This window comes from Luteimonas flava, assembly GCF_036584485.1.
Lineage (GTDB): Bacteria > Pseudomonadota > Gammaproteobacteria > Xanthomonadales > Xanthomonadaceae > Luteimonas > Luteimonas flava.
Genome location: NZ_JAZHBM010000001.1, coordinates 373,599 through 390,341, shown reverse-complemented (window position 1 = coordinate 390,341; position 16,743 = coordinate 373,599). Strand labels below are relative to the sequence as shown.

14 protein-coding genes are annotated in these 16,743 nt (G+C 68.7%); 12 read left to right on the top strand and 2 right to left on the bottom strand.

The genetic code is table 11. From position 1 onward, the window contains the following. Positions 1-51: 51 nt before the first annotated feature. The 9 genes from bamA to V3391_RS01725 all read left to right on the top strand — a co-directional run bounded on the left by bamA (position 52) and on the right by V3391_RS01725 (position 12,539). On the top strand, positions 52-2,610 hold the full coding sequence (gene bamA, locus V3391_RS01765; RefSeq protein ID WP_332076712.1) for an outer membrane protein assembly factor BamA: 2,559 nt from the start codon (positions 52-54) through the stop codon (positions 2,608-2,610). 13 nt (positions 2,611-2,623) lie between these two features. Next, a complete protein-coding gene (gene lpxD, locus V3391_RS01760; RefSeq protein WP_332076711.1) occupies positions 2,624-3,652 on the top strand; it encodes a UDP-3-O-(3-hydroxymyristoyl)glucosamine N-acyltransferase in 1,029 nt (342 codons plus the stop codon). Next, on the top strand, positions 3,649-4,104 hold the full coding sequence (gene fabZ / locus V3391_RS01755) for a 3-hydroxyacyl-ACP dehydratase FabZ (protein WP_332076710.1): 456 nt from the start codon (positions 3,649-3,651) through the stop codon (positions 4,102-4,104). The genes lpxD and fabZ overlap by 4 nt, the downstream gene beginning before the upstream one ends. Before the next feature lies 1 nt (position 4,105). Continuing rightward, positions 4,106-4,891 carry an acyl-ACP--UDP-N-acetylglucosamine O-acyltransferase gene (gene lpxA / locus V3391_RS01750; protein WP_332076709.1) on the top strand — a complete coding sequence of 262 codons (786 nt, stop codon included), beginning with the start codon at positions 4,106-4,108 and terminating at the stop codon, positions 4,889-4,891. Between the two features lie 27 nt (positions 4,892-4,918). Further along, the gene (gene lpxB, locus V3391_RS01745) at positions 4,919-6,166 is read left to right on the top strand and encodes a lipid-A-disaccharide synthase (protein ID WP_425497185.1); all 1,248 of its coding nucleotides are present in this window, start codon (positions 4,919-4,921) and stop codon (positions 6,164-6,166) included. Further along, positions 6,163-6,804, top strand: a complete 642-nt coding sequence (gene rnhB, locus V3391_RS01740; protein WP_332076707.1) for a ribonuclease HII — start codon at positions 6,163-6,165, stop codon at positions 6,802-6,804. Before lpxB ends, rnhB begins: the two co-directional genes overlap by 4 nt. A gap of 146 nt (positions 6,805-6,950) precedes the next feature. Continuing rightward, positions 6,951-10,481: a DNA polymerase III subunit alpha gene (gene dnaE / locus V3391_RS01735; protein ID WP_332076706.1), complete on the top strand. Its 3,531-nt coding sequence runs from the start codon at positions 6,951-6,953 to the stop codon at positions 10,479-10,481. 336 nt (positions 10,482-10,817) lie between these two features. Beyond that, positions 10,818-11,777, top strand: a complete 960-nt coding sequence (locus V3391_RS01730) for an acetyl-CoA carboxylase carboxyltransferase subunit alpha (protein ID WP_232137718.1) — start codon at positions 10,818-10,820, stop codon at positions 11,775-11,777. 93 nt (positions 11,778-11,870) lie between these two features. Then, on the top strand, positions 11,871-12,539 hold the full coding sequence (locus tag V3391_RS01725; protein WP_332076705.1) for a hypothetical protein: 669 nt from the start codon (positions 11,871-11,873) through the stop codon (positions 12,537-12,539). Positions 12,540-12,545: 6 nt separating this feature from the next. On the opposite strand, the gene V3391_RS01720 is transcribed toward V3391_RS01725, so the two are convergent. Next, positions 12,546-13,607 (bottom strand): NADH:flavin oxidoreductase/NADH oxidase, encoded by a 1,062-nt coding sequence (locus V3391_RS01720; protein WP_332076704.1) that lies wholly within the window; start codon positions 13,605-13,607, stop codon positions 12,546-12,548. 150 nt (positions 13,608-13,757) lie between these two features. Between V3391_RS01720 and tilS the strand changes: the two genes are divergently transcribed. From tilS to V3391_RS01705, 3 genes are read left to right on the top strand one after another with little or no spacing between them, the layout of a single operon-like run. Then, the gene (gene tilS / locus V3391_RS01715; protein ID WP_332076703.1) at positions 13,758-15,086 is read left to right on the top strand and encodes a tRNA lysidine(34) synthetase TilS; all 1,329 of its coding nucleotides are present in this window, start codon (positions 13,758-13,760) and stop codon (positions 15,084-15,086) included. Between the two features lie 9 nt (positions 15,087-15,095). Next, on the top strand, positions 15,096-15,368 hold the full coding sequence (locus tag V3391_RS01710; protein ID WP_332076702.1) for an exodeoxyribonuclease VII small subunit: 273 nt from the start codon (positions 15,096-15,098) through the stop codon (positions 15,366-15,368). Then, a complete protein-coding gene (locus V3391_RS01705) occupies positions 15,361-16,260 on the top strand; it encodes a polyprenyl synthetase family protein (RefSeq protein WP_332076701.1) in 900 nt (299 codons plus the stop codon). Before V3391_RS01710 ends, V3391_RS01705 begins: the two co-directional genes overlap by 8 nt. Before the next feature lie 36 nt (positions 16,261-16,296). Here V3391_RS01705 and V3391_RS01700 read toward each other — a convergent pair whose 3' ends face one another. After that, complete coding sequence (locus tag V3391_RS01700; protein WP_332076700.1) at positions 16,297-16,743, bottom strand: DUF4870 domain-containing protein; 447 nt, start codon at positions 16,741-16,743, stop codon at positions 16,297-16,299.

The window sequence follows — 16,743 nt, the reverse complement described above, 5'->3', positions numbered from 1 at the left end:
GATTCCGCCGCACACACCGCGCCGGAACCACTCCCCTACCCGGATTCAAAGATGACGCGAATGCCTGACCGCCGACTGCTTGCCCTCGCCCTCGCCACGGTGATCGCCGCGCCGGCCTGGGCCCAGACGGCCGCGAACGCACCTGTTGCCGCGCCTGCGCCCGCCGCCCTGCCCCCGCTGGCACCTTCGAGCGCCAGCAGCTTCACGGTCAGCGACATCCGTGTCGACGGCCTGCAGCGCATCGGCGCCGGCACTGTGTTCACCTACTTGCCGGTCGAGCGCGGCGACACCGTCAATTCGACGCGCATCAGCGATGCGGTCCGCGCGCTCTACCGCACGGGCTTCTTCGAGGACATCCAGGTCGCGCGCCAGGGCGACATCCTCGTGTTCACGGTGAGCGAGCGCCCGGCGATCAACCGCCTCACGCTGACCGGCAACAAGGACATCAAGACCGAAGACCTGACCAAGGGTCTCAACGAGATCGGCCTGTCCGAAGGCGAGACCTTCGACCGCCTCGACCTCGACCGCGTGACCCAGGAACTGGTGCGCCAGTACAACAACCGCGGCAAGTACAACGTCAAGATCACCCCGACCGTTTCGCGCCTCGACCGCAACCGCGTCGACATCGCGATCAACGTCGAGGAAGGCAAGGCGGCGAAGATCCGCCACATCAACATCATCGGCAACGAGACCTATGATCTCGACACGCTGACCGACAACTGGGAATCGGGCGAGTCGAACTGGCTCAGCTGGTACCGCCGCGACGACCAGTATTCGCGCGAGAAGCTCGAGGGCGATCGCGAAAAGCTGCACAACTTCTATCTCGACCGCGGCTACATCGACTTCAGCGAAGACAGCGTCCAGGTCTCGATCAGTCCCGACAAGGCCGACATGTTCATCACCGCCGGCGTCACCGAAGGCGAGATCTACAAGGTGTCGGACGTGCAGATCACCGGCAACACGGTGCTGCCGAAGGAAGAGATCGAAAGCCGCGTCTTCGTGCAGAAGGACCAGGTGTTCTCGCGCGCGCTGCTGGAGCTGAGTTCGGACGCGATCATCGCGACGCTCGGCAACATCGGCTATGCGTTCGCACAGGTGAACCCGATTCCGGAAGTCGACCGCGAGAACCGCACGGTCGCGATCAATCTGCAGGTCGTGCCGGGCCCGCGCGTCCAGGTGCGCCGCGTCCAGTTCAAGGGCAACAGCCGCACGTCCGACGAAGTGATGCGCCGCGAGATGCGCCAGTTCGAAGGCGCCTGGTACTCGCAGGCCGCGGTCGACCGCTCCAAGGTCCGTCTGCAGCGCCTTGGTTATTTCGAATCGGGCAGCGTCAACGTCGAAAGCCAGCCGGTGCCGGGCAGCAACGATCAGGTCGACGTGGTGTTCAGCGTCACCGAAACCACGTCGGGCAGCTTCGTGTTCGGCCTCGGCTACTCGCAGCTCGCCGGCGTGACCACGTCGGTGCAGCTGTCGCAGAACAACTTCCTCGGCAGCGGCAACCGCGTGTCGGTGGAAGCGCAGCGCAACGTCTACCTGCAGCGCTACTCGTTCTCCTTCATGAACCCGTACTTCACCGACGGTGGCATGTCGCTGGGCTACAACCTGTGGTGGCGCGAGTTCGACAACTCCGAGTTCAACACCGCGCAGTATTCGTCGACCAGCGCCGCCGGCCAGACGATCCTGGGCATTCCGCTGACCGAGAACGACTCGATCTCGCTGCTGCTCGGCGTCGACCGCAACCAGATCTTCACCTTCCGCGGCTCCTCGCCGGAATCGATCGTCGATTACGTCGATGCGTTCGGCTCGCGCACTTTCCATGCCTGGCGCAGCGAACTCGCCTGGGCGCGCGACACCCGCAACGACTATCTGCAGCCGACCCGCGGCATGATGCAGCGCGTTTCGCTGGAGAGCACCCTGCCCGGCTCGTCCGCCGAGTACTACAAGCTCAACTACGAGATCTCGAAGTACTGGCCGATCAACCGGCACCTGATCCTCAATACCCGCGCCGAGCTCGGCTACGGCGACAGCTACGGCAGCGACGTCGTGCGCAACGTCTGCTACACCGCGCCGACCTTCGTGGACAGCAACGGTGACGGCGTGGTCGACACGCAGGTACCCGGCGCCGCGCCGAGCGATCCCTGCGATCCGTCGTCGCCCGACTACATCCGCACGCTCACCGCCAGCGGCCTGCCGTTCTACGAGAACTTCTACGCCGGTGGTCCGCGCTCGGTGCGCGGCTTCCGCGACAACACGCTCGGCCCGCGCGAGACCGCGCTCAACAGCTCGTTCCTGCAGCCGATCGGCGGCGCGGTGAAGACGATCGGTTCGCTGGAGATGTTCTTCCCGCAACTGATCAAGTCGCCCGCCGCGCGTATCTCGGCCTTCGTCGACTTCGGCAACGTCTACAAGGACGTCGACAGCTGGGACGCGAAGGAACTGCGCGCGTCGGCCGGTGTGGCGCTGATGTGGCGCGCACCGGTCGGCCCGATCTCGATCAGCTATTCGTACCCGCTGCGCCAGCAGAAGGAAGTCCGTGGTGGCGCCGGCGATCTGATCAAGCAGGGCGACGAAGTCGAACGTCTGCAGTTCACCTTCGGCGGCGCGTTCTGATCCAGCGCGACCGATGACCGACACGCAGACCCGCCATACCGCCGAAGCGCTCGCGCAGCGCTTCGGTCTCGTCGTCCACGGCGCGCCGGACACTTCGGTGTCGGGCGTCGCGACGCTCGCCACGGCCACCAGTGGGCAGCTCGCGTTCCTGTCCAATCCGCGCTACCGCCCGCAGCTCGCCGAAACCGGCGCCGGCATCGTCGTGCTGCGCGAGGCGGATGCGGACGGGTATGCCGGCACCGCGCTGATCGCAAAGGATCCCTACGTCGCCTACGCGAAGATCGCGGCGCTGTTCGATCCGGCCAGCGATGCGCCCGCGGGCGTCCACGCCCTCTCGGTCGTCGATCCGAGTGCGCAGGTCGATGCGTCGGCGTCGATCGGCCCGCACGTCAGCATCGGCGCGCGCAGCGTGATCGGCGCGGGTGCGACCATCGGGCCCGGTTGCGTGATCGGCGAGGACTGCATCGTCGGCGACGGCAGCCGTCTGATCGCCCGCGTGACCCTGGTCAAGCGAGTGCGCCTGGGCGCCCGCGTCACCATCCATCCGGGCGCCGTGCTGGGATCGGAGGGCTTCGGCCTGGCGATGGACGCCGGACGCTGGATCAACGTGCCGCAGCTCGGCGGCGTGGTCGTCGGCGACGATTGCGACATCGGCGCCAACACGACCATCGACCGCGGCGCGCTCGACGACACCACGCTCGCCGAAGGCGTGCGCCTCGACAATCTGATCCAGATCGGACACAACGTGCGCATCGGTGCGCACACCGCGATCGCGGGCTGCGTCGGCATTGCCGGCAGCACCAGGATCGGCAGTTACTGCCTGCTCGCCGGCAAGGTCGGCGTCGCCGGCCATCTCGACATCTGCGATCACGTCGTCGTCCACGCGATGACGATGGTGTCCGCATCCATCACCGAGCCCGGCGAGTATTCCGCCGGCATTCCCGCCCAGCCCACGCGCGAGTGGCGGAAGAATGCCGTCCGGATCCGTCAGCTCGATTCGCTCGCGCGTCGCGTCACGGCGCTCGGGAAGGGGGAACCATGACAGACGCGATCACGCTGCCGATCTACATCGACGGCGTCCACAAGCTGCTGCCGCACCGCTATCCGTTCCTGCTCGTCGACCGTGTCGTCGAGTTCGAGCACGGCAAGCGCGTGCTCTGCTACAAGAACGTCTCGGCCAACGAGGAGTTCTTCCAGGGCCATTTCCCCGGCCAGCCGGTAATGCCGGGCGTGCTCGTCGTCGAGGCGATGGCGCAGGCCGGCGGCATCCTGACCCATCTGACCAAGGGCAAGGACTGCGAAGGCAATCTGTCGTATCTGGTCAAGGTCGACGCGGCGAAGTTCTCGCGCATGGTGGTGCCGGGCGACCGTCTCGAGCTCGAAGTCACGATCAAGCGCGAGATCCGCAACATGACCATGTACAGCGGCATCGCTCGCGTCGACGGCGAACAGGCGGCCTGCGCGGAGATCCTCTGCGCCGAGGTCCCGCGCTGACATGGGCGCCGCGCAGGTCCATCCCAGCGCGGTCGTCGATCCCGGCGCGACGCTGGGCGAGGACGTGCGCATCGGTGCGTTCACGCTGATCGGCCCGGATGTCGAGATCGGCGCCGGCACCATCGTCGGCCCGCATTCCAGCATCCATGGCCCGACGCGTATCGGCCGCGAGAACCACATCCACGGCCATGCCGCGATCGGCGGCGAGCCGCAGGACAAGAAGTTCGCCGGCGAGCGCGTGGAACTGGTGATCGGCGACCGCAACACGATCCGCGAATTCGTCACCATCAACCGCGGCACCGGCGACGGCGGCGGCATCACCCGCGTCGGCGACGACAACTGGTTCCTCGCCTACACGCACGTCGCGCACGATTGCGTCGTCGGCAACCGTTGCGTGTTCTCGAACAACGCCACGCTGGCCGGCCACGTCACTGTCGACGACCACGTGATCCTCAGCGGCTTCGTCGGCATCCACCAGTTCTGCCGGATCGGCGCGCATGCGTTCATCGGCATGGGCGCGTTCGTCAATGGCGACGTGCCGCCGTTCGTGATGGTGGCGCAGGACGGCTACGGCCGGCCGCGCGGCATCAATGCCGAAGGCCTGAAGCGTCGTGGCTTCGACAGTGCGCGCACGTCGGCGATCAAGCGTGCCTACCGCGCCCTGTACGTTTCGGGAGATTCGCTGGCCGATGCGCGCGTGCGGCTGGAAGAAATGGCGCAGGACAGCGAAGACGTGCGCGCGTTCCTCGACTTCATCGACGCAGGCGATCGTCCGCTGCTGCGTTGACCGCTGCTGCGGCACGACGCGCCGTCGATGCCGCACAATGCCACCGTGTCCAGTCCCACACCCGCATCCGTAGCCCTGATCGACGACCGCACATCCGGCGCGCCGCTGCGCATCGCGCTCGTCGCGGGCGAAGCGTCCGGCGATCTGCTCGGCGCCGGCCTGATCGAACAGCTGCGCGCGCGCTACCCGCAGGCGACATTCGCAGGCGTCGGCGGCGATGCGATGCGCGCGGCCGGCATGGAGACCTGGCACGACGCGTCCGAACTCGCGGTCATGGGACTGTCGGAAGTGCTGCGCCATCTGCCGCGCCTGCTCAAGCTGCGCAGGACGGTGCGCGCGCGCCTGATCGACTGGCGCCCGGATGTGTTCATCGGCATCGATGCACCCGATTTCAATCTCGGACTGGAGCGCGCGCTCAAGGACCGCGGCATCCGCACCGTGCATTACGTCAGCCCGTCGATCTGGGCCTGGCGGCAGGGGCGTGCGGCGAAGATCGGTCGCAGCGCGGATCTCGTGCTGTGCCTGTTCCCGATGGAGCCGCCGATCTATGCGACGCATGGTGTCGACGCGCGCTTCGTCGGTCATCCGCTGGCGGAGATGGTGGCGCTGGAGCCCGATCGTGCGGCCGCGCGCGATGCGCTCGGGCTGCCGCAGGACGCGCCCGTGCTGGCGGTGTTGCCGGGCTCGCGCCTGGGCGAGATCGGCCGGCTCGGCGAGGTGTTTCTCGATGCCGCCGCGCGTGTCGCCGCCGCCCTGCCCGGTCTGCGGATCGTCGTGCCGGCTGCGAACGCCGGCTGCCGCGCTGCGATCGATGCACTGCTCGCACACCCCCGCTTTTCCACGCTCGATGTGCGCGTGCTCGACGGCCAGGCGCGCGCCGCGATGGTCGCCAGCGACGTCGTGCTGCTCGCCTCCGGCACGGCGACGCTCGAAGCCTTGCTGGCCAAGCGCCCGATGGTCGTCGGCTACCGCATCGCGCCGAGCACGGCGTTCCTCGTGCGTCTCTTCAAGCTGATGCAGGTCGATCGCTTCTCGCTGCCCAACGTGCTCGCCGGCCGCACGATCGCGCCGGAGTTCATGCAGGAAGACTGCACGCCCGAACACCTGTCCGCCGCCGTGCTGCACTGGTTCCGCGATCCGGCCGCCGCGGATGCGCTGCAGCCGGTGTATCGCGATCTGCATCTGCAGCTGCGCCAGGGCGCGTCGGCGACCGCAGCCGACGCCGTCGCGCGTCTCGCAGCGCCCGCGCTGCCTGCACCGGCACGGACGCCATGACCCGCCGCCTGCGCATCGCCGGTGTCGATGAGGCCGGACGTGGCCCGCTGGCCGGACCGGTTGTGGTCGCGGCGGTGATCCTGCATCCGAAACGCCCGATCGACGGTCTCGATGATTCGAAGAAGTTGACGGAGAAACGCCGCGAGGCGCTTTATCCGCAGATCGTCGAGCGCGCACTCGCGTGGCGGGTCGAGTTCGTCGATGTCGAAGAGATCGATCGCATCAACATCTTCCAGGCGACGATGGTCGGCATGGCGCGTGCGGTCCAGGCGCTGGCGCCCGCGGCCGAGCGCGTGCTGATCGACGGCAACCGTCTGCCGCGCGGTCTGCCCTGCCCCGCACGCGCGATCGTCGGCGGCGATGCGATCGAGCAGTCGATCATGGCGGCCTCGATCCTCGCCAAGGTCGCGCGCGATCGCGCGATGGTCGAACTGCATGCGCAGTTTCCCGATTACGGCTTTGACCGGCACAAGGGCTACAGCGCACCGACGCATCTCGCCGCGCTGCAGGCGCACGGCCCCTGCGTGCATCACCGCCGCAGCTTCGCGCCGGTGTCGCGCCTGCTGCCCGACGCCGTGTCGGAGGCCATCGCCGAACCCGCGACCGCGGACCTGTTCGCCGAGCCATTACCGGCCTGATCTACCCGTGCCGGACGCCCACGACTGAACCGTTCCCGGTGGGCCGGCACACCCCCGCCGCACCAGAGCGCGACCCCCGCCGTGTCAAGCCTTGTCCGGCCCCCGCCCCGGCCCTAACCTGACCCTCCGGTCGCCACGCCCCTGCAATGTCCGCGCGCTTCGCCCACCTCCACGTCCACAGCGAATATTCGCTCTCCGATTCGACGATCCGGATCAAGGAGCTGGTCAAACGCTGCGCCGCGCTCGACCAGCCGTCGGTCGCGCTGACCGACCGCAACAACCTGTTCGCGCTGGTCAAGTTCTACAAGGCGGCCGAGGGCGCCGGGATCAAGCCGGTGATGGGCGCGGACATCTCGCTCGCCGAAGGCGATGAACCGGCTTCGACGCTGACCCTGCTGTGCCGCGACCACGACGGCTATCTGTCTCTGTCGCGCCTGCTCACGCGTGCGTGGATGGAAGGCCATCGCACCGATGGTGTCGTCGTGCGCCCTGAGTGGCTGCGCGAGGCGAACACCGGCCTGTTCGCGATCGCCGGCCGACACGGCCCGGCAGCGAAGCTGCTGGCCGGTGGCCGCGACGATCTCGCGCGGCAGTGGTACGCGCAGTGGCGCGACGTCTTCGACGATCGCCTGTTCCTGCAGCTCACCCGCTGCGGCTTCGACGACGAAGCCGTGCACAACGCGCTCGCGCTGCAGGTCTCGTCCGATCTCTCTCTGCCGGTGGTCGCCGGCAACGACGTGCGCTTCCTCGATGCCGACGGTTTCGATGCGCACGAGGCGCGCGTGTGCATCTCGACCGGCCGCGTGCTCGACGATCCGCGTCGCCCGAAGCTCTACACGCGCGAGCAGTACCTGAAGTCGGCCGACGAGATGGCCGCGCTGTTCTCCGACGTGCCCGATGCGATCGACAACACGCTCGCGCTCGCGCAGCGCTGCAATCTCGAACTGCGCCTGGGCACCTATTACCTGCCCGCCTACCCGGTGCCCAGCGAACACACGCTCGATACCTGGATCCGCGCGCAGTCGCACGAGGGCCTGGTCGAGCGTCTGGAAAAGTATCCGGTCGCGGCCGGCCACACGCGCGAAAGTTACGTCGAACGGTTGAACGTCGAGCTCGACGTGATCTGCAAGATGGGGTTCCCGGGCTACTTCCTGATCGTCTCGGACTTTATCAAGTGGGCCAAGGAACACGACATCCCGGTCGGTCCCGGCCGTGGTTCGGGCGCAGGCTCGCTGGTCGCGTGGGCGCTGAAGATCACCGACATCGATCCGCTGCCCTACGACCTGCTGTTCGAGCGCTTCCTCAATCCCGAACGCGTGTCGATGCCCGACTTCGACATCGACTTCTGCATGGACCGCCGCGACGAGGTCATCGACTACGTCGCCGCGAAGTACGGTCGCGACCGCGTCAGCCAGATCATCACCTACGGCACCATGGCCGCGAAGGCCGTGGTGCGCGATACCGGCCGCGTGCTCGGCTATCCCTACGGCATGGTCGACGGCATCTCCAAGCTGGTGCCGCCGACGCTGGGCATCGGCCTGGAGGACGCGCTCGGACGCACCGACAAGTCGCGCAGCGACGATGCCTGGCGCTCCGATGAACTGATCGCGCGCTACAACGACGAGGACGACGTCCACGACCTGCTCGATCTCGCCCTGCAGCTCGAGGACCTGACCCGCAACGCCGGCAAGCACGCCGGTGGCGTGGTGATCGCGCCGTCGCCGCTCAGCGATTTCTGCCCGCTGTTCGCCGAACACGACGAAGGCGGCCGCGGCCGTAATCCGGTCACCCAGTTCGACAAGGACGACGTCGAGACGATCGGCCTGGTGAAGTTCGACTTCCTCGGCCTGCGCACGCTCACGATCATCGACTGGGCGGTCAAGGCGATCAACGCGCGCCGCGCGACCGCGGGCGAGGATCCGCTCGACATCGCCGCGCTGCCGCTCGACGACATCGAGAGCTACAAGCTCTTCGCGCGTGGCGACACGGTCGCGGTGTTCCAGTTCGAATCGCGTGGCATGCGCGAGCTGCTCAAGCGCGCGCAGCCCGACACGTTCGAGGACATCATCGCGCTCGCCGCGCTGTTCCGTCCCGGCCCGCTGGGTTCGGGGATGGACAAGGAATGGGTCGACCGCAAGCACGGCCGCACGGACGTGAGCTATCCGCATCCGTCGCTGGAGCCGGTGCTCTCGCCGACCTACGGCGTCATCGTCTACCAGGAACAGGTGATGCAGATCGCCCAGGTCCTGGCCGGCTATTCGCTGGGCGGCGCGGACATGCTGCGTCGCGCGATGGGCAAGAAAAAGCCCGAGGAGATGGCCAAGGAGCGCGCCAAGTTCGAAGCCGGCGCGGCGGCGAACGCGGTGGATCCGGTCCAGGCCACGCAGATCTTCGACCTGATGGAGAAGTTCGCCGAGTACGGCTTCAACAAGTCGCACTCGGCCGCCTACGCGCTGGTCGCCTACCAGACCGCGTGGCTGAAGGTGCACTACCCGGCCGAGTTCATGGCCGCGGTGCTGTCGTCGGACATGGACAACACCGACAAGGTCACCGGCTTCCTGACCGAAGCGCGGACGATGGGCCTGGACGTGCTGCCACCCGACGTCAACGCATCGGCCTACATGTTCGAGGCGATCGATCCGCAGACCATCCGTTACGGCCTCGGCGCGGTGAAGGGCGTGGGCCGTGGCGCGTGCGAGAACATCGTCGAGGCGCGCGTGCATGCGGGCGTGTTCCCTGACCTGCTGGACTTCTGCCGCCGCGTCGACTCCTCGCGCCTCAACAAGCGCACGCTCGAAGCGTTGATCAATGCAGGCGCGCTCGACGCGCTCGGCAAGAACCGCGCGTCGCTGATGCTGCAGCTGCCCGAGGCGCTGAAGGCAACCGACCAGCTCGCGCGCAACCGCAGCGCCGGCATCGTCGACATGTTCGGCAGCAGCGTCGGCGACAGCGATGCGCTGCACATCGATCTGCCCGAGTGCGAGGAATGGCCGCTCAAGCAGAAACTCGACGGCGAACGCGACACGCTGGGCCATTACCTCAGCGGCCATCCGCTCGATCCGTATCGCGACGAGCTGCAGGCGCTGGTCGGTACGGATCTGGGCCAGCTCGACAGCCTGTGGGCGGCGCGCGACCAGAAGGGCGGCGGCAACAGCTGGCGCCCGGAAACCCAGGTGATCATCGCCGGCCAGGTCGGCGCGATGCGCAAGCGCGGCGACTCGCAGGCCTTTGTGCTGCTGGAAGACGGCCGCGGCCGGATCGAGTGCGGTTTCTTCGCCGATGCCAGCAGCGAGTACGCGCATCTGCTGACGCGCGACCGCATCCTGATCGTCGAAGGCGGCCTGCGCGAGGACGAGTTCAGCGGCGGCTTCGCGCTGCGGGTGAAGCGCTGCTGGGATTTCCACACCGTGTGCCCGGAGCATGCGCGCCGGCTGTCGCTGCGCCTGGACCTGCGCGTGCCCGGCACGCTGGCACGCGTGGAACAGGTGCTGGCCCAGCATCGCCCCGGCAAGACGCCGCTGCGTCTGGACCTGCTGCTGGAAGCGGGCAGCGCCGGCACGCTGGACGTGAACGGCTCGCACTCGGTGCGCGTGGATGCCGAACTGCCCGGGACCCTGCGGGCCCAGGCCGGCGTGCGCATCGCACGACTGGACATCGCCAAGCCCTGGGCCAACTGAGAACCTGTTCAATGTCCTGCTGCGCTTGCCGGCGGGCGCGCGTGCGGTGCTCGGAATGCTCACGTACCGTGTGTACGCTGCGCTTTCTGCGCGCCGCCTCACACCATCCGGCTGCGCTCGCGACGGACCTTGAACAGGTTCCTCGCGCGCAAACAGCGCCGCATCCGGCTTCGCAACATCCGCCAACATGCGGCGATCTGCGATCCAGACGCCCTCGTACGGCCTCATCGGGCGCTCTCCGCTAGACTGTCGCCCTTTCCGGCTCCGGCCGGGCCCGCGTGGCGCACCGCGCCCGGGTCCGCACCGCGGCCGCCTCCCAACGGACGGCTTTCCCGAATGAATCCGAACTACCTCGACTTCGAACAGCCCATCGCCGATCTCGAAGCGAAGATCCAGGAACTGCGCCAGGCCAGCGACGGCCCGGCGGTCAACATCGACGCCGAACTCGCCACGCTGCGCGACAAGCTGCGCAAGCGCACCGCGCACATCTTCCGTGACCTCACCCCGTGGCAGGTGTCGCAGCTGGCGCGCCACCCGCAGCGCCCCTACACCAACGACTACATCCGCAGCATCTGCGACGAGTTCGAAGAGTTGGCCGGCGACCGCGCCTATGCCGACGACGCCGCGATCGTCGGCGGCCTGGGCCGCATCGATGGCCGCAGCGTGGTCATCATCGGCCATCAGAAGGGCCGCGACACCAAGACCAAGGTGCGTCGCAACTTCGGCATGCCGCGCCCCGAGGGCTACCGCAAGGCGCTGCGTCTGATGAAGATGGCCGAGCGCTTCAAGCTGCCGCTGCTGACCTTCATCGACACGCCCGGCGCCTACCCCGGCATCGGCGCCGAAGAACGCGGCCAGTCCGAGGCCATCGCCCGCAACCTGCTGGAAATGGCGGAACTCAAGACGCCGATCATCTGCACCGTGATCGGCGAAGGCGGTTCGGGCGGCGCGCTGGCGATCGGCGTCGGCGATCGCACGCTGATGCTCGAATACAGCACCTACTCGGTGATCTCGCCCGAAGGCTGCGCCTCGATCCTGTGGAAGGACGCGGGCAAGGCGCGCGACGCCGCCGAGCAGCTCGGCCTCACCGCCAAGCGGCTCAAGTCGCTGGGCCTGGTCGACAAGGTGGTGCGCGAGCCGATCGGCGGCGCACACCGCAATCCGCGCCAGACCGCGACGCGCCTCAAGGCCGTGCTGATGAACGAACTCGACCAGCTTGAACAACTGCCGGTCGAGACGCTGCTGCAGCGCCGGTACGAGCGTCTGCGCAGTTACGGGGCGTACGAGGCGGCCTGATCCGCGCGCGACCCGTCGGCGCCTGCACGGCCTTCAGCGGTTCTTCCGGGACGCGTGGCAGACTCGTCGCTCACTCGACGAATGGATGCCTCGATGAAAACGCGCCTATTTGCCCCCCGTGGCCGACTGTCTGCCCTGACTCTGGCACTCGTCGCCTTCACCGCGACAACGAGTGCGGCGGCCGACGACACCGCGCTTGAAGTCGCGACCCGGGCGCCCGCGCTGGCGGATGCCGCGCAGGCAGCCTGCACTGCGATCACCAGTGCCTCCGCCCGGTCACCGCTCGAGGTCGAAAGCGCGATCCGCGACGCGCGCGCCGCAGTCAGCGCAGCGGTGACTTCAGAGGCGACCGTGCCGGCTGCCGCGCCCATCCTCGCGGGGTTGGCCGAGCGCATCGGCGATCTGGACCAGGTGCCATCGATCCAGTTGCAGATGCTGCGCAACGCGCTCGCCAACAGCGCCGGTGACCGCGAACGCCTGATCGAAGGCCGGGCATTGACCAATGCACTGCTGCGCCACATCGACGGCAGTGGCGACGGCACGACACCGGCGACCGCCTGGCACCCGTGCTTGGTGAGCAACGAATACGATTTCGTGGAGCAGGTCCTGCGGGCGCGCGATGTCACCCAGCAGGCTCTGCTGCACGAAGGCGGTCGGCACTACGACAAGCTGACCCTGACGATGGGCGATGGCAGCACGCGCGAGGTGTTCTTCGACATCACCGATCTCTATACGCGCAACGCGGAGGCGCTGACGCGCTGAGCGGTCTCACCACGCGCGCAAGTACTGGTCCGGCGTCTCGATCTCGACGCCCAGTTCGCGCGCCGCGCGACGCGGGAAGTAGGGATCGCGCAGCAGCTCGCGTGCCATCAGCACGATGTCGGCATCGCCGTCGGCGACGATGCGCTCGGCCTGCGCCGGCGTCGTGATCAGACCGACTGCACCGGTCGCGATGCCGACCTCATCGCGGATGCGACGCGCGAACGGCACCTGGTAGTCCGGCACCGCCTCGATCGACTGCAGCGGCGAGAGGCCGCCGCTGGAGGCGTCGACCAGATCTACGCCACGCGCTTTCAGCAGGCGCGCGAGTTCGACGCTCTGTTCGACATCCCAACCGCCCTCGACCCAGTCGCTCGCCGAAATGCGCACCCACAGCGGCAGGCGTTCGGGCCAGACGCCGCGCACCGCATCGACGACATCGAGCACCACGCGGACGCGATTGTCGAAAGCGCCGCCCCAGGCGTCGTCGCGCGTGTTCGACAACGGTGACAGGAACTGGTGCAGGAGATAGCCGTGCGCCGCATGGAGCTCGGCGACCTCGAAACCCGCGTCCAATGCGCGCAACGCGCTCGCGCGGAAATCGTCGACGACCTGCGCGATGCCGGCGGCGTCGAGCGCCCGCGGCGCCGGGTATTCCGCGTTGTAGGCCAGCGCCGAAGGCGCCACGACCTGCCAGCCGCCCTCGGCGACCGGCACCGCGCCGCGACCGCGCCACGGCGCGAACGTGCTGGCCTTGCGCCCGGCATGCGCCAGCTGGATCGCCGGCGCCGCGCCCTGCGCGCGGATGAAGTGCGCGATCGGCGCCCAGGCCTGCACCTGCGCGTCGTTCCAGATGCCGGCGTCCTGCGGCGAGATCCGGCCTTCGGGCGAGACCGCGCAGGCCTCGGTCATCACCAGGCCCGCACCACCCACCGCGCGGCTGCCCAGATGCACGCGATGCCAGTCGTCAGGCAGGCCATCGACAGACGCGTACTGGCACATCGGCGAGACTGCGATGCGGTTGCGCAGCGTCAACGCGCGCTGGCGGATCGGGGAGAACAGGACGGACATGCGGCACTTCCTGCAGATGCGATCCGCGACTGTAGGCCGCATCGCACCGCGGGGCGACCGCATCACCGGATCGCTGCATCGCGTTCGTGCCCGATGGCCGTGTCGCCACGCGCGAATCGCGCAAGCGGCAGGTCTCGCTACCATGTCCACATGCCGATCGATCTGCCGCTGCAGGACCTGCCGCCCGATACACGTGGCCGTCTCGTTGTGGGCTACAGCGGCGGACTGGATTCCGGCGTGCTCCTGCACGCACTCGCCCAGACGCCTGCGCTGCGCGCGCGAAGATTGCGCGCGGTGCATGTCCATCACGGCCTGCAGGCGGGCGCGGACGAATGGGCCGCCCACTGCGTCGAGACGTGCGCCCGTCTCGAGGTGCCGTGCAGTGTGGTCCGGGTCAACGTGGCGCGTGACAGCGGCGAAGGTCCAGAAGCGGCTGCGCGTGCCGCGCGGCATGCCGCGTTCGCCGCGCAACTGGAGCCGGGCGATGTGCTCGCCCTCGCCCACCACCGCGACGACCAGGCCGAAACCGTGCTGCTGCGTGCGCTGCGCGCGTCGGGGCCGGATGGGCTCGCCGGAATGCGTCCGCTGCGCCGGTTCGCGAACGGGTGGCTGTGGCGGCCCCTGCTCGCGCTGCCGCGTGCGCAGCTGGTCGCGTATGCGCAGGCGCACGGTCTCGAATGGATCGAGGATCCGAGCAACGCAGTGGACGATGCCGACCGCAACTTCCTGCGCAATCGCGTGTTGCCGCTGCTGCGCACGCGCTGGCCGCACGCGGACACCGTGCTGTCGGTGGTCGCGGCGCTGCAGGCCGAGACGGGCGCGTTGCTCGACGTGGGGGACGACGATGCGCTGGCAACGGCGCGGACGCCCGATCCCGCCGTGCTGCGCCTCGACGCGTTGCGTGCACTCCCGGACGCACGCCGCGCGCGCGTCCTGCGTCGCTGGATCGCGGCGCTCCAGGGGCCGCCCCTTCCGGCGCGTGCCATCGACTGGTGCAACGCCGACCTCGAGATGGGCCGCATGGATCGCGTGCCCCGCTTCGACTGGGCCGGCCATCGCCTGCAACGCTGGCGAGGACTGCTGCAGGCCGGGCCGATCCGGGCGCCGCTGGATGCCGGCTTCACCGCGACCTGGGACGGCAGTGCACCGCTGCAACTGCCTGATGGCGGCCGGCTGTGGCTCGACGGCACGCCGGCTGGCCGTGTGTGGACCGTCCGCGCCCGTCAGGGCGGCGAGCGCATCCGCCTGCCCGGCCGTGCCCACACGCACGCGCTCAAACACGTGTTGCAGTCGCTCGACGTGCCCCCTTGGATCCGCGCACATCTGCCGGCGCTGGTCGACGGCGACGGCCGCGTACTGGCGGCTGGTGATCTCGCCTTCGACGCCGGCTTCGACGCCTGGCTGCGCGACGGCAACCGCCGCCTGCACTGGTCGCCGCCCGGCGACATTTACACGGTGCCGGACGCGCGGATCGCTTAAAATCCGCGCATGCCGAAGAAACCCGCTGCCACCGAAGCCAGTCCCGTCGCCGATTTCGAAAACGCTCTGACCCAGCTCGAGACGCTCGTCGAACGCATGGAAGGCGGCGAACTGAGTCTGGAAGAATCGCTGGGCGCCTACGAGCGCGGTGTCGGTCTGTACCGGCGCTGCCAGCAGGCGCTCGAAGACGCCGAGCTGCGCGTGAAGCTGCTCAGCGATCCCGCAGCGCCCGAACGCGCGCAGCCGTTCGGCGATGCCGGACTCGACGATCCCGATGCCTGACGCGGCAGACGACACCGCCACGCTGATCGAGCACTGGCGCGCACGCACCGACGCCACCTTGCAGCAGGCGCTCGACACCGTCGCCGACGGCGAGCCGCGCCTGCATGCCGCGATGGCCCATGCGGTGCTGCTGGGCGGCAAGCGCATGCGTCCGTTGCTGGCCCACGCCACCGCCTACGCTTTCGGTGCGCCCACGGGTGCTGCCGATGCCGCGGCCGCGGCGGTCGAGCTGGTGCATGCCTACTCGCTGGTGCACGACGACCTGCCGGCAATGGACGACGACGCCCTGCGTCGCGGCCAGCCGACCGTGCACGTCGCCTTCGACGAAGCCACTGCGATCCTGGCCGGTGACGCATTGCAGACGCTCGCGTTCTCGCTGCTGGCCGAAGCGCCACTCGCTGCCGAGGTCCGGCTGGCGATGGTCGCGACGCTCGCGCGCGCGTCGGGCGCGAACGGCATGTGCGGCGGCCAGGCGCTCGATCTGGCGGCGACCGGCGATGGGGGCTCGATCGGTGTGGACGCACTCGAACGCCTGCATGCGATGAAGACCGGTGCGTTGTTGCGGGCCGCCGTCGCGCTGGGCGCACTCGCTGCAGGCGTGGATGCAGGCACACGCGCGCGCCTGGATGATTTCGCCGATGCGCTGGGCCTCGCATTCCAGATCCGCGACGACCTGCTCGACATCGAAGGCGACAGCGCGACGCTCGGCAAGACCGCCGGCAAGGACGTTGCGCAGGACAAGGCGACGTTCCCGGCGTTGATCGGCGTCGATGCTTCGCGCGCGCGCCTCGATGCGCTCGCGACGCGCATGCAGGACGCGCTGGTTCCGTTCGGCGAGACCGTCGCCCCGCTGGCCGCGCTCGGCCGCCGCGCGATCGAACGCGATTACTGAAGCCGGGACGCGATCAGCGCCCGGCCCTCATCAGACTCAGCTGCCGAAGAACCGGATCGTCAGCGGATGCCGGTAGTGCTCGCCGTTCAAGGCACGCACCGCGGCGACGATGCTGCTGATCAGCCACAGCATCGCGAGGCCGCACGCTGCGGCCACCAGCATCAGACCGGCCGGCAGCGTCACGATCGCGCCGATGCCGAGCGTCAGCACCGTGGCACCGAGCAGGCCGATGGCCGCGACGAAGATCGCGCAGGCGTAGAGGCACATGCTCAGGTGGAAGTTCAGCGCATCGCGCGCGTGCGCGGCGACGAACGCATCGTCGTCGCGCCTGGCCAGATAGACCACGCCGGCCGCGAGCGCGCCCGCGACGCCGGACATCCAGCTCGTCAGCAGCGCGAGCACCAGTGCCCCGATGTGCATCGCCGCCGCCCAGTGGCGGCTGTCATCGGCGGGCAGGGTCTGCGGAAAGGATGCGGTCTGCAT

Coding starts and splice junctions, on each gene's coding strand:
- bamA (WP_332076712.1), top strand. CDS start 52: ATGACGCGAATGCCTGACCGCCGACTGCTTGCCCTCGCCCTCGCCACG.
- lpxD (WP_332076711.1), top strand. CDS start 2,624: ATGACCGACACGCAGACCCGCCATACCGCCGAAGCGCTCGCGCAGCGC.
- fabZ (WP_332076710.1), top strand. CDS start 3,649: ATGACAGACGCGATCACGCTGCCGATCTACATCGACGGCGTCCACAAG.
- lpxA (WP_332076709.1), top strand. CDS start 4,106: ATGGGCGCCGCGCAGGTCCATCCCAGCGCGGTCGTCGATCCCGGCGCG.
- lpxB (WP_425497185.1), top strand. CDS start 4,919: ATGCCGCACAATGCCACCGTGTCCAGTCCCACACCCGCATCCGTAGCC.
- rnhB (WP_332076707.1), top strand. CDS start 6,163: ATGACCCGCCGCCTGCGCATCGCCGGTGTCGATGAGGCCGGACGTGGC.
- dnaE (WP_332076706.1), top strand. CDS start 6,951: ATGTCCGCGCGCTTCGCCCACCTCCACGTCCACAGCGAATATTCGCTC.
- V3391_RS01730 (WP_232137718.1), top strand. CDS start 10,818: ATGAATCCGAACTACCTCGACTTCGAACAGCCCATCGCCGATCTCGAA.
- V3391_RS01725 (WP_332076705.1), top strand. CDS start 11,871: ATGAAAACGCGCCTATTTGCCCCCCGTGGCCGACTGTCTGCCCTGACT.
- V3391_RS01720 (WP_332076704.1), bottom strand. CDS start 13,607: ATGTCCGTCCTGTTCTCCCCGATCCGCCAGCGCGCGTTGACGCTGCGC.
- tilS (WP_332076703.1), top strand. CDS start 13,758: ATGCCGATCGATCTGCCGCTGCAGGACCTGCCGCCCGATACACGTGGC.
- V3391_RS01710 (WP_332076702.1), top strand. CDS start 15,096: ATGCCGAAGAAACCCGCTGCCACCGAAGCCAGTCCCGTCGCCGATTTC.
- V3391_RS01705 (WP_332076701.1), top strand. CDS start 15,361: ATGCCTGACGCGGCAGACGACACCGCCACGCTGATCGAGCACTGGCGC.
- V3391_RS01700 (WP_332076700.1), bottom strand. CDS start 16,743: ATGCAGACCGCATCCTTTCCGCAGACCCTGCCCGCCGATGACAGCCGC.